The organism is Cohnella sp. GCM10012308 (assembly GCF_042649185.1).
Classification (GTDB): domain Bacteria; phylum Bacillota; class Bacilli; order Paenibacillales; family Paenibacillaceae; genus Cohnella.
Map to the genome: position 1 here is coordinate 21,473 of NZ_JBHRYU010000052.1, position 13,649 is coordinate 35,121.

Annotated in this window: 7 protein-coding genes; 1 reads left to right on the plus strand and 6 read right to left on the minus strand. The window is 56.1% G+C overall.

Translation table 11 applies throughout. From position 1 onward, the window contains the following. Nucleotides 1-95: 95 nt before the first annotated feature. The 6 genes from ACFOTD_RS32565 to ACFOTD_RS32590 form a co-directional block, all read right to left on the minus strand. The gene (locus tag ACFOTD_RS32565; protein ID WP_378124160.1) at nt 96-4,436 is read right to left on the minus strand and encodes a discoidin domain-containing protein; all 4,341 of its coding nucleotides are present in this window, start codon (nt 4,434-4,436) and stop codon (nt 96-98) included. Nucleotides 4,437-4,718: 282 nt separating this feature from the next. After that, entirely contained in the window at nt 4,719-7,352 is a 2,634-nt protein-coding gene (locus tag ACFOTD_RS32570) for a DUF5695 domain-containing protein (protein WP_378124161.1), read from the minus strand. A gap of 20 nt (nt 7,353-7,372) precedes the next feature. Beyond that, complete coding sequence (locus tag ACFOTD_RS32575; protein ID WP_378124162.1) at nt 7,373-9,004, minus strand: hypothetical protein; 1,632 nt, start codon at nt 9,002-9,004, stop codon at nt 7,373-7,375. Nucleotides 9,005-9,063: 59 nt separating this feature from the next. After that, nucleotides 9,064-9,885 (minus strand): carbohydrate ABC transporter permease, encoded by an 822-nt coding sequence (locus tag ACFOTD_RS32580; protein WP_378124163.1) that lies wholly within the window; start codon nt 9,883-9,885, stop codon nt 9,064-9,066. Between the two features lies 1 nt (nt 9,886). Beyond that, on the minus strand, nt 9,887-10,795 hold the full coding sequence (locus ACFOTD_RS32585; protein WP_378124164.1) for a carbohydrate ABC transporter permease: 909 nt from the start codon (nt 10,793-10,795) through the stop codon (nt 9,887-9,889). After that, entirely contained in the window at nt 10,788-12,194 is a 1,407-nt protein-coding gene (locus ACFOTD_RS32590; RefSeq protein ID WP_378124165.1) for an extracellular solute-binding protein, read from the minus strand. Before ACFOTD_RS32590 ends, ACFOTD_RS32585 begins: the two co-directional genes overlap by 8 nt. A gap of 258 nt (nt 12,195-12,452) precedes the next feature. Between ACFOTD_RS32590 and ACFOTD_RS32595 the strand changes: the two genes are divergently transcribed. Next, entirely contained in the window at nt 12,453-13,358 is a 906-nt protein-coding gene (locus ACFOTD_RS32595) for an AraC family transcriptional regulator (protein ID WP_378124166.1), read from the plus strand. Nucleotides 13,359-13,649: the final 291 nt, after the last annotated feature.

Here is a 13,649-nt window from a genome sequence, read left to right on the forward strand (position 1 = left end):
CGCCTCCATCGAAGCTGAAGCAAAGGAAATAAATGGTCGTCATTGGGTTCGATGCGCCTCCCGGTCAACAGGTTCGTCGCCCTGCTTCCTCACTCCTATTTCCCGTAAACCTCGAAATCCCTGATTCTCGCATAATTCGCTTGCCCGTCCTGCGCCCCCTGACTAATATACAGCCTTACATACCGTCCGCTGGCCGCGATGTTTCGATTGGTGATGTCCGCGGTGTTCCCTGTCACCGAATCCACGTCCGTAAAGTTGGTTCCGTCATTGCTCACCTGGAGTTTGAAGTTTTTCGTATTGTACGCCGTCGCATCGCCTCCCGAATGCGCATGCTTGACCACCCATCTGGAAAGATTGTATACCCGGCCAAGATCAACGCTTAACCAATGCGGGGCTGCGTCGATGCTGCACCAGTGATTGGTCAGCAAGCCGTCTACCGCATTCGCTGGACCGCTGCTCGCGTCCACTTGCCCGCTCGCCGTCGCCGTTTTGACTAAGGCCACATTTTTCTGGATAGCGCCGTAAACCTCAAAGTCCCTTATTCTCGCGAAATTCGACTGTCCGTTCTGCGCGCCTTGGGTGATATAGAGCCTTACGTACCTCCCGCTCACGGTGACATTCCTGTCCGTTATATCCGCCGTATTCCCGGTTACGGTATCCGCATCCGTAAAACTCACGCCGTCGCTGCTGACCTGCAGCTTGAAATCCCTTGTATTGAAAAGAACATTGTCCCCTGCCGAATGCGCATGCTTGACTACCCACCTCGAAATGCTGTAGTTCGCGCCTAAGTCCACTGTCAGCCATTGCGGAGCGCTGTCGATGCTGCACCATTGGTTGTTTATAGATCCGTCTACAGCCTTTGCCGCTGCAGATTCGGCGTTCACTTGGCCGCTTGCCGTCGCCGGCTTATTTAATACGATATTGTGCCTGTTCGTATCGATCTCCGCATGGTATAACCTCGCCCCCATATTACTGTCCGCCGCTCCGTCCGTAAATTTCAAGTAGATCTGCTTGCTTGGATTATTGGATAACAAAGCGTTCAGATCGACAGTGACGTCCGCTCTCGGCATAACGCTCCCCGGGTCGGCCAGCACCCACCAATTCGCGTTGTCTACGGAGCCGCTCACGATATAATCCCCCCCGATATCCAGATAGGCGGTCGCATCGGATACGGCGTCGTCCAGGTCGAATTTGTAGATCCAGGAGTTGGCCGCGCTTGCATATCTGGAATTGCCGTCCATGACGGTGCTTCCATCGTCTTCGAACAGGACGGAGGCCTCCGTTCCTTTGCCGTTTGCAGGAAAACTCAGGTTAGATAAGTTCGCGATCAAGGACTGCCTGTATAATCTGAAAAAAGCGTATTGGTCGACGACCTCGAAATTTAACGCCGGAAAATCGGCATGCAGGGCGTCAATGGCATCCGCAAGCTGCTTGGGGTCCTGGATCACCGTTCGGAAGAAATAAAATTGTTCGTTCGGAAGAATGGCGGTCATGTAGTCGTAAAAGGTTTTCTCTACGAAGCTGGCGGACTCATTGATGAATGGACTGATGACCGGCACGTAGGGTACGCCCTGCACCAACTTCTTTTCCGCGCTGGTCCAGCCTGCGCCGTTTGGAACCAGCTCGCTCAGGACGTCATACGTTTCCGCGGTCATGGGCGCGTCTTCCGTTACAAACAAAAGACCCGTACTATCGATGTCGAACTTGTTTAATTCGCCTGCGAGGTACGTCTTGTAAGATTGCAAATACGGGCTCGGTATCTTTTGCAAATAAATATAGGCGCCGCTCGAATCGCTGGCGGTAAAGTAGTCCTTTTGCGTCGCTTCGGCATACAGCTTGTTAAATACCATCGGAGCCCGTTTGGAGACGACGGGCGATACGGGCCACGAGAGAGGAATTCTGCCTCTTCCGTTCGTCTTGTCCCAGATGCCAGGCAGCAGACTGCCGGCCCATGCGGCGTTATCGTAGTCCCCCATATAAAGCATGATATATTTTTTGGCGGGATCGTATGTCACGCTCGAATCCCCGTCGTTCGACTGATGCAAATTGCCGTCCAGCGGGATGTCCTGGTACACGGAAGCATTAGCTAACGATTCCATTCCGATCGCATCCGCATCGAACTGGATGAGTCTTTGGGAAAACATATGGCCTTGGGCGATTTCCACCGAGCTTACCGTATCCGCAGTCGCATCGACGAAATCGGTATATTTATATTTCCAGGGCAAATAGCCGCCGGCCGTTATCGGATCGGTCCCCGATTGCGCTCTCGCAGCATCGAGGATGGCAGACAAGGTGTTGTAATCCGTCCCTAAAGGCTGACTGGGGTCGTCGTTCGGTTTATGCAACACGCTGCCGGGATTGCGCTCGGGCTGCAGGTCCAGGAAGAAGGCTTTATTTCGGATGAAATAATCCTTGACGATCAGACCGCGGTCGTTGAGTTCGCCTTCGGCGTCGGTGCTGTTGGGATAGGCGATATTCCCGTTTTTATCCGCGTTTGTCGTCCAGGCATCGATATAGTAGGCCAGCAGCCTGGCGTTCGCCTTGCCGGTATCGATGTACTTCTCTTTGGCCCATATATAGGCATCGTTTTTTTTGCTTCCGGTGGAAGGCGTGGACGAATTCCAGATCGTGCCGCTCCCCGTAAATTTGCCGTTCAAATAGACCGACGGGGTGAGTCCAAGCGAGCTTCTGCCCATGATATCGCTATAGAGGCTGTTGACGGACGTGTCGTATCTGACCGGCAGCAGATCCTCGACGCCCGCAATCGTGTTCGCTACGTTCGAGGTCGAGGGTACGGCTTCGTCCCACAAGACAAGCCCGCCGAACTTGTAGGCAAAAGCATCGACCAGCACGAACGGATCGGTCACGGTTATTCTGGTCTTGCCGGCCAACAGATTGCCCGGGTCCGTCAGGCCGTCCAGCCAATAATCGGCCGAATTATAGCCGGACAGATATTCAAGGTTCGTCGAGAAATATTTATATAATATTTTGGGGCCCCCGGTATCCCTGTTCACGACGCCTTGCAAGGCAGTAAGAAGCGTAATCATATCGTAAGCGTATTTTTTATAGAGCTGCGTACTGAACGACCTGTCGAAGGCGTTCGGATACGTGGTGTTCGTATAACTGCCTGCGCCGATAAATCCTTTATAGCTGGCATCGACGTCCGCAGCGCTCGCCAGCACTTCGAAGGCCACGGTGTTGTTCGTTTGCGCCCCTCCCGCATAGCCGTCGTTTTTTAAGACCGCCCTGTTGAATTTCATCACGCTGCCCAGGTCGATTTTGAGCCAGCTTGCAGGCGTGCCGGTGCTCGTCCAGCTTGTCGCGGCATTCCCGTCGATCGCTCTTGCCGGAACATTCGCCCCGTCGTGACCCGAGCTTGCGATGACCGTCTTGTTCGTCAAGAGATTTCCCTGGTCGTACAGTTCAAACTCGTAAATATTCGCATGCAAATCCCCGTTCTGGCTGGGCGTGGAGATATTCAGCCTGAAATACCTGCCGGTTGCGCCGGTTATCGATCTTTCGGTTACCGCGCCGGTATTCCCGGACACGCTGTCCGCATTCGTAAAGTTCACCCCGTCCGTGCTGACTTGAAGCGCGAAATCCCGCGTATTTAACGAAGCCGGCTCTCCCCCCGCCCCGGCATGTCTGACCGCCCATCTCTTTATCGTTTTCGTTTGACCCAGATCCACCGTGAGATTGCTGTTTGCCGAGGCGCCGCTGCTCACCCATTTCGTTTCGGGCTGTCCGACGATGGACGATCCGCCGTCCACCGCGGCCTCCGGCCTAGTCGTCGCATTCAGATAGCTCGATGCCGTAACGCTTTTGGCCTGCGCCAGATTGTAATAGAGCTCGAATTCGGGCACCCTTGCCGTCGTGTTGAACGCGTCGCTTGAAGGTCTGCTAACATTTAATTTAATGTACCGGCCTGATGGAATTGCGGATTCCGCCAAATATTCCGTGGCCCTGCCGGGGTAAAAGGATTTCGGGTCGCTGTTAATATAGCTTTTCATATCGAAGTAGTAATAATTGTTCGAGCTTGGATGCGTATCGTTAAACAGTTCCACTTCCAGTATTCTTACGATCGTGTCCATTCCCTGATTGGGAGCGGTAATAAGTATTCTTACATACCGAGCCGTCTGCGGCGAAAGGAGTCTGTTCGTGATTCCCTGCGTATTCCCGGAGACGGCATCGACGTTCGTGAAGGCGCTTCCGTCATTGCTGATTTGAAGAACGAAGTCCTTCGTATTGTAGGCCGGATTGTCGTCGCTCGCCTGGGCATGCTTGATTTTCCACCTGTTAAACGTTGTTGCGGCGCCCAAATCGATACGGAGCCAACGGTCCCCGGTACCGGTGTTGTACCAGCCCGTTCCGTAGCTGCCGTCAACTGCCTGATCGGGGGTTAGGCTGCCTGCCGAAGCGGTTACGGATTTGTTCAAGGCCAGATTCGGGCTGGAGGCGAAAGCGACCTGAGGCGCGAGTATCCCACTGGAACCAAAATCGAGAGACGTGACTGACATTAGAATCAGCATAAGCACACTTATCGCTTTTTTTAAACGCATTATTATTTTCATTCCTCTCTCGCTTCAGGTGTATAAGCGCTCTAGCTCTCGTTAAACAAACTTATCCCGGAAAATCTTCGCTTCTTTCGCCCGAAAGCGCTCGATACGAGACTCGGATCGCCCAATAGAAGGAAATTTCCAGGATAAGTTGTAAATCGTTTATTTATTCCCGCCTTCCGCTTTCGATGACGCGCGCGGCATCGCGATGTCGATCCGGCATTCTTCGCCGCCCGATAAGACGGTCGGATAGTCGACGGCATATGTCCGCTCGGCAACCGGATATATTCGGACGGCCGTTCCGTTGACGGTCGCGCCGATCGGCTTTACGGGCAGCACAAGCCGAAGTTCGCCGGAATAGACGCCTCCGCCTTTGCTTGCCCCGGCGTCGTTATTGCCGCTCCCCCGGATGGCGATCCGCAGCCCGCCTTTTTCTCCGCCGAAGACGATCTCGTCGATGGCGCCGGACGAGCAGTACGCATCGCCCCGGTCGACCTTCCCGTGCTCATCCTCGAAATGCCAGGACACCCGCCTGTCCGCGCCCGCAAGCGGCGCAAACCGAAGGCCCGCTCCGGACGGCTGCCGCGTCAGCTGGCCAAGATACCCCAGCTCGCCGTGCCGGGGCGAAGCATAGGCAAAAGCTTGCAGGCCCAGCAGCGTGCCGTACAGGCTTAGCCCGACATCGCCCGTGCACACATGATCGCCGAAGTTGGGAGATTCCTGCTCCCAGCAATAGCTCATGCTGGCCCGCCCGTCCCCGTGAATCTTGGCCGTGGAGCCGAGCAAGCCGCCATAGATGAGGGACAGCAGCGTCGGATCGGGCTGCAGAACGCCTTGCCGAACGAGCATCAGAAGCGCGCTCGAATTGAGCGGGCTGGTATAGTGATGGCATACCTCCGCAAAGTCGGTCCCCGCATCCCACCAGCGGATGTCGCTGCCCTGCCACCACCAGACAGGCTGTTCGCCGCGCACGGCCTGCATCGCTTTTCCAATCGCCCCAAGACATTCCTCTTCCTTGAAATAGTCGGCGTAAAATGCGATACACTCGTATCCGGTGTTGTCGTACGGGCATTCCGAGCCGTAGGGCACATCCCCCCGGAACAGCTCATCCGCGTGCCGACGGACCCGAATGAGCAGGTTGTAGTACATCTCCACCTTCTCTTCTTCCCGCAGGCTGTCAAGCAGGGCAAATATCCGCTGGCCGCCCATTAACCCGGTGATCAGGTCCATTGGACGCGACGCGTCGAACATTTTCATCAGCGTCCGGTAAGCGAAGTCCAAGTATTGCTCGTCCGTATATTCTTCCGTCATGCCATATTGCTTGGCGATCCGGTACATCGAGTAGTACAGATTGGCGACATGCATGTAGTTGTAGGAGCGGGTCGTATCGAATTGAAAGAGCCACCACTTCACTTCGTCGTTATCCGGATTTTGCAGGTAGCGGCGGACATAATCGACGATATACCGCTCCAATTTGGCGATCTGTCCCCGATTCGGATACAACGCGTTTTTCTCCGCGGCGAACATCCCGTCGGTGATGCCGCCTTCATAGGAGCCGTTGCCCCAAAGGCTATCCTCCTTGGCGTATAGTCCTTCACCCTTGAAAGCCTCGAAGTCGCCGAGCGAATAGAGGAGAATGGCGCCGTTCAGGTTGCTGCCGTCGTCGTGCAGCACTTGTCGATCGACGATAAAGTCCGCACGGCGCTCGAACAACTCGGGCAGCGGCGCGGTCACCCGGAACAGCAACGCCGCAGGCTCGGCTGCGCCGTCGCCGGCAATCCGCACCAACTGCTCGCCCTGTTCGCGGAATCTGAACGTCCACATCCGGCCTTCCGCGCTCTCCCGCTCGGACACCTGCTCAAGCTTGTTCGCGTCCAGGAGCGACAGCTTGCCGCAGCCCCTGGCGACGATCCGGAACTCGGCGTCGATCGGACCGGTCATCGCGGGAACAGCGTACGCATCGATTTTACCGCTGTTGACCAACACCTCGGCCAGGCCGCTCCGCCGCTCGACGAAGCCTAGCCGAAGACGCCTGACGGCCGTCTCTCCCGGCCCCAGACGAATCCCGCTTGCTGCCAGGCCGGGCAGCAGCGGCTTAAATCCGTTCGCGGCCAAATAGCCTTCGGCATGCAGGAACAGCACGCTGCTTCCCGGCCAAGAGTGATTGGGGACACTCGCCCTTTCGAGGTCGATCGTGCCGGGAAAGCGGGAGACATGCTCGAATCGGGTATCCCCGAGCGGGATGCAGTACAGCAAGGGTTCGTTTCCGCTCAGACTCTCTACCAGCTGGTAGCCGTGCGCGCCGCCCGGGTGGATGTGCTCGTAGTGCAAGTGCTCGTACAAGTACCGCTGGTCGTACCGCCACGGACAATAGTAATTGTTAATCGGCGCCGAGAGCGCCAGTTCGGCGGCTTCGAGCCCGCGGCTGCCTGCCGTAACGGCGAGTTCGATCGTCAGGGTGCCCGCCTCGATGCGGAAGGTCTTCACGACCCGAACATGCTCGTTTTCGAATAAGTAAGATTCCGCCTCTCCCGGCTCCCGTCGGAAAGAGAGCCATTGTCGGCGATAAGCAGGCTCTTCCGGCAGACGGTAACCGAGCAGGACGGCCGAATAGCCCTCCACTTTATTGGGCGCGTCCGAGCCGATCAGCGGCAGCTCCATAGGTCCCGCTACATAATTTTCTTGTCTTGGGTCGCCTGCATAGCCGAGAAAAGCAATCTCTCCGTTGTCCGGATTCGGACGAAACGTCAGACCGATGCCGGCGCCCGCTTCACTTTGCGTAGACTCAGCTGTCATAGAACCCATCCCTCCATTGGTCAAAATGGTACGCCCGCAAGACCCGGCAAATGCATGTTCCACGCTTTGGCTTTGGCGATTTGCGCTTCCGCCTCGTCCGCGTGCCGGGTCAGCGTATCCGCTACGATCGACAGCGTCGGAATCACCTCCGGCGTATCGCCGGACGGGAGCTGCCCGCCGGAAGGCCACGCCCATTCGTGCACGCCGCCAGAGCCTTTGCCCGGCGCCGGATGGGCCAAATAATGCGTTTGCCTGGCATAACGGTACAACGCGTATTCGTATGCGCCCGGGGCGCGTCCTTCATGGAACAGGCTAAATGCGCTCCACAGCGCGTCGTAGCTGTTTTCGCCGAACAGCAGCAGGTCCGGATACCGGCTCTTCATCTCTGCCGCCCATGCCAGCGTGCCTTCGTATGGCGAATGGAACGGATCGTTGATCCAGTAGCTCGACACGTCCAGGAATATACCGTCCACCCGGTAAGTGTCCACCAGATGCGCCGCCCGTTCGATCAGATGCTCGCGAAAGGCCGGATGACCAAGATTGGCAAGCACGCTGTTGCTCTCCGCGGACAGATCGTAATCCCAATCCACCCAATTGATGCGGCTCTCGGTCCCCCATCGGTCCCGCGCGGCGACATCCTGCAAACCGAGTCGTTCGGCATATTGCAGATTCAGTCCGTTGGCGCCGAGCATCGGCACGATCCGGAAGCCGAGGCGATGCGCAGTCGCGACGAGACTTGCGAACCCTGCGGATCCGCCCATCGCCTCGCTCGGCTCGTAGATCGGGTATCGATGGTAGTAGCGTCCGTCCCAGGCCGGGAGAAAAGCCATCACCTGACTGGCCGGCATCCGCTCCGCGATCCAGTGCAGGCTGCGTTCCATCTCCGCGAAAGTCTGGTACACATGCCCGGTCCAGTGCTCGCCGTGCAGGATCGTCACCAGCTTGATCTCGTCCAGCCATGCCGGCACGTCGGTACGCCGCTCGTACGGCACGATATTAAAGTGCGTCTCCAGGTCGGCGCACCGCTCCCGCACGATGCCGGCGGGCTCTTCGCAGCTCCCGATATGCCATGGCGGCGCCTCGATCTCATGCGCGCGGCGTCTGGCGTCCTCCTGATGGACCAGATCGAGTACGCTAGCCTCCAGATACGGATCGTAGTGCACGGCGAAGCTTTTGCCCCGGACGGCGCGATCCTTCGACAAGGCGTACCAGGTTTGGCCTTTTCCGTTTTCGACGAAAATCAGCGGCATTTTCATGATAAAACCGGGATAAGGCTTGGCTGCGATGCACCCATTGGACCCCAGCGTCTCGCGCCTGTTCTGATCGTAGGTGAGCGCCGCGACCTCGAGTCCCATTACCTCCAGCATGATCGATTTGCAAACCTCGGACGCATGGCTGCCTCTGGCCGACGCGATGTAGCGCCCGTCCGGTCCCCGCGCGATCTCAAGCTGGATCGAGCCATCCGCCCGCCGCTGGTTGCCGGCCCAGGACAATCCGCTCGCCGCAAGCGTGACGCGGTCCGCTTCCCTGCGCACCTCGACGCGCTCCGGGTCGGGCGCATATACGTTGTTCACCGTAAACAAACGGACGGCGAACTGCAGTTCGTCCAACCGGACGAAGGTATCTTTAAAATCGTAACCAATCGTATACAACCGCATCTTCCTCCTGAATCTCCGTCGCCGCGATCCGCGAATTTCATCGCCGACCCGCGCTAGCCTTTGATGCCCGTCAGACTGATGCCTTCAATAAAGTATTTCTGGCCGATGAAAAACATGGCGATGGCAGGCAGCACCATGATGGCGGAGCCGGCCATCAGGAGGTTCCAGTCCGTGGCGTACATGCCTTTGAGTTGAAGCAATCCGAGCGCAAGCGTAAACTTGGAATCTTCGTTAAGAAAAATGAGCGGTCCGAAAAAATCGTTCCATACGTTCATAAAGGTAAAAAAGGCGACTACCGTCAAGGCCGGTTTGACCAGCGGCAGCATAATGCGGATATAAATTTGCAAGAAGCTTGCGCCGTCGATGACGGCGGATTCGTCCAGGTCCCGGGGAATGTTCATGAAAAACTGGCGCATCAGAAAAATGTTGAACGCTCCGCCGCCGAACCATGCCGGCAAAATGAGCGGCCAGAACGTATTGACCGCCCGCAGCTCCGACCACATGATAAAAGTCGGAATGAGCGTTACGGCCGAGGGCAGCATCATCGTCGACAGAATCAGCGCGAACCAGGCATTGCGGAACCTGAATCGCAATCTCGCGAACGCATAGCCGCACATGCTGCTCGTGAGGACTACGCCGACCATGACCGGAATGAGGATCAGCAAGGTGTTGAACAAATAACGGGCAAACGGAATGATCTCGAATACGTCCGCGTAATTTTGCCAGAGCGGCTCTTCCGGCCAGATGCGCGGAGGGAAAATAAACAGCTCGTCGGTTCTCATCAGGGAGCTGCGGACGAGCCACAGGAAAGGCACGGCCGCCAGCGCCGCGCAAATCAGCAGAACCGTAAAGCTGGCCGTCTTGCGAATCCGCATGTTACTTGCCACCTCCGTAATGCACCCATGCTTTAGAGCTCTTGAAGACCCCGGCCGTCAACGCCGCGATCGCCACGAACAAGATCCAGGACAACGCGCTGGCGTAGCCGAAGTGATTATACTGGAACGCTTCCCGGTAGATCAGGTAGACATAAAACAGCGTCCCGTTGTTCGGTCCCCCGCCGGTCATGACGTAAGCCTGGGCGAAAGCCTGCAGCGAACCGATCAGTCCCATGACCAGATTGAAGAAAATAACCGGCGTAATCATCGGGATCGTGACATACCTGAACTTGTGCCAGCCGTTCCCGCCGTCGATTTCCACTGCCTCCAGCAGATGCTTGGGCACGTCCTGCAATCCCGCGAGGATGATCAGGGCCGCGCTGCCGCAGCCCCACATGCTCATCAGGATCAGCGACGGAATGACGGTCGCTTCGTCGTAAATCCACATTAACGGCGGAAGGCCTAGGCTCTTCAGTACGGTGTTCAACAAGCCGAAGTCGGGATTAAACAGCCATACCCACAGCATGCTCGAAGCCACGATCGGCACGATCGTCGGCAAGTAAAAGACCGTCCGGAACGCCGCTTGCCCCCTGACGCCGTAATTCATGAACAACGCCACGATGACGGAGGCCAGCATCGTGAACACGACGCTGCCAATGGCGAAATAAAAGGTGACCAGCAGCGACTTCTTGAAGAACAAATCTTCGGCGAATACGGTTCGGTAATTGTCGAAGCCGACCCACTTCGCCGCGCTTAGAATCTGCCAATCGGTCAGGCTGATCCCGAGGCTCGCCACCATCGGTCCGATCGTCCACACCAGCAGGCCCAGAATCGCCGGCAGCGCGAACAGATAACCGGCAATCTCTTCCTTCGTTTTTAGCAGCTTCCTTTTCGATGCAGGCTTACTCATACCGGTACTTGTCCCCGTATTTGGCCTTCAGCTTCGGCAAAATATCGTTGCGCACGACATCCTCGGCCGTCTTTTTGCCCTGCCACAGCTGGTCGAGCTCCGGATTGATGATGACGAGCGCTTCGGTGTCCTCCCAGTAGTAGGAAGGATTCTGCTTCGTGTGATTTAACGCATAATCGACGACGGCGGTGCGATATTCCGGCGGATGCACCGGCGTATCCGTCCACTTTTTGATCAACGTTTCATCCGTATACCATTGCTCTTCGTTCGGCATCCACAAGCCGCTGTTGATCAGACCGATGCTATTCTCGGGGTTCATGATATAGGCATAGACCGTCTCGACCTGCGCCTTGTATTTCTGCGTTCGCTCGGTGTTGAAGATGATGACAGGCTCTCCGAAGTTGGTCGTCAGCGGCGTTTTGAATTTGGGCAGCACACCGATGCCGAGCTGCAGGTTTTTCTCGTTTTTGGCTTTTCCGAGCGTCTGCAGCGACCATTGACCGCTGATCGACATCGCGATTCGTTTGGTGAGCAGCGCCGTATCCTCGGCGGGGATGGTGGACATTTGAGACGGCTTGGGCATGACTTTGTCCACATACATCAGATCGGCGATCGACTGAAGCGCTCCCACGGATGCGTCGCTGCCGATCGTGAAGGCGGTGGCGTCGTCGCTCACGATCCCGGTTCCGTTGCTGAACAGCGCCGCCGGATAATACTGCCCGAGACTTTGAATATTGACGCCGAACGTCTGCACGTTGTTAGCGTCGAATCCCGCTTCCCCCGGATGCTTGCCGGCACGGTCCTTCGTCAGCTTTTTGGCCGCATCCACGAACTGCTTCCAGGTCCAGGCCTCGTCCGCGGAAGCCGGCGGATAAGGCACGTTTGCTTCGTCGAAAAGCTCCTTGTTGTAATTTAGCACCAGAACTTCGTTGGCGACGCCCGCTCCGATGATGGAACCGCCGCTATTCCGGAATATCACGGACTCCAGCTTCTTGCCGATCCGGTCGCTCTCGTACAGTTCGGTCAGGTCGGCCAGCTTGCCGTTTTTCGTCCAAGACGCTACGGCGCCGGAAGGAAAATAGCCGAGATCCGGAAGCGTATTCGAGGACGCCATCGTGTTCATCTTCGCCATATAGTCGTCCGCGACGTGCATGCCTTCCACCTGGATGTTCGGGTGGAGCTTGTTGAACTGGTCCAGCTGCGCCAGCATCGACGTCTTTTCTTCCGGGCCGCCCCAGAAGGAAAACTTGAGCTTGACCACCTCTTCGTTCGCCTTCGCGCTCCCTTCCGGACTTTGGGCGGAGCCGCCCGTTTTTTCCCCGCTCGCGCAGCCTGCGACAATTGCCAGCAGCAGCGGCATGGCGATCCAAGCCATTGCATTCTTTCTCGTTTTGACCATTTCCCAGCCCTCCGTCTTTTTCATAACTGCATTTGACCTACGCCCAGAATAACATCCGGGCATGGCCTTGTCGGTATACGAAAAAACAGAATAGGTGGCTGAAACCGACCTCTGTAAACGCTTTATATTTTCTGCTACACTGAAGCTGATTTCGTTAATTGTCCGAGAGATTCCCGCTAATCGGCAATAATCGGACATTTTTGCGGCTTGCAATGGACCGCAGTAATGATTCACGTATATTAGGTGGTGAATACTGACATGAAACTCCTCAAATTGAACATCAACCGCCCGCTTTCCTTCGTGTCTGCCGGCAGCTTCGTCGCCGACCAGCCCTGGATCCACACGAAGCGAAGCATCGCAAGCTTTGAGCTCATCATCGTTGTGCGAGATACCGTCTACCTGGAGCTCGGCGAGGAGCGGTACGCATTGCAGCCGAAGCAAACCTTGCTTATCCTGCCCAACCAGCCGCATTGCGGCTACGATTGGTCCGACAAGAACTGCTCCTTTCACTGGTTTCATTTTCAGTGCGAGAGCGATTACGAGGTTATCGAGGAAAAGGAACTGTACGCCGACCTGATCATGCTGGACAACAACCCGTATCTCCATCGTCTGACCGATTATGTGTATATTCCCGTCTTCTCCTCCCCGCCGGAAATCGATCGCGTGAATATTTTGTTCCATCAGCTGCTGCACACCATGGAATCCGGATACTACACCGGACACAGCCTGAACTACTTGGTTACGCTCTTGCTGATCGAGCTGTCCGAGCAGACGCTCTCGCAGCTCAAGAGCCAATTCCGGGCGGACGATGCGGCCGATCCGGCGGAAAAGAAGCTGATGAAGATTCTCGAGTGGATCCGCATCCACAGCTCGGAGAATATATCGGTCCAGGATGTCGCCCGACAATTCACTTACAATAAAGATTACTTAATTCGTTTTTTCAAAAAACATATGGGAATGAGCATGCAGGAGTACATCCACAGCCTGAAAATCGCCAAAGCCAAAAATATGCTGTACCAGTCGTCCGCAAGCATTAAGGAAATCGCCTTTGCGCTGGGCTTTCAAGACGAAAAATATTTCATGAAGCTGTTCAAAAGGCTCCAAGGCCTGACGCCGACGGAATTCCGCAGAGCCTATTACCGCACGCACTTGAACAACAAGTGAATAAACGGTCGCTATCGCCCGCGTCCTTCTTTCGCCGTAATGCCCAGCAATGCCTGCAAATTTACATCTTTTTCCGCCGATGTCGGTCCTTTTCAGCAGGATAGCTGCTAAAGCGCAGTTATTTTCCTTCGACAGCCGGATATTCGTCTTGCGCTTGGCATTTACCTGCACATTCGGCTAGGCCCCCTAAAACTGGAGTCATACCCCACAATGATTCCAATTTCATAACGCAGCTCGTTATTTCGCGCGATTACACCGATCTGTAAAAGTCCGAAGCATCGTCCAATGTCT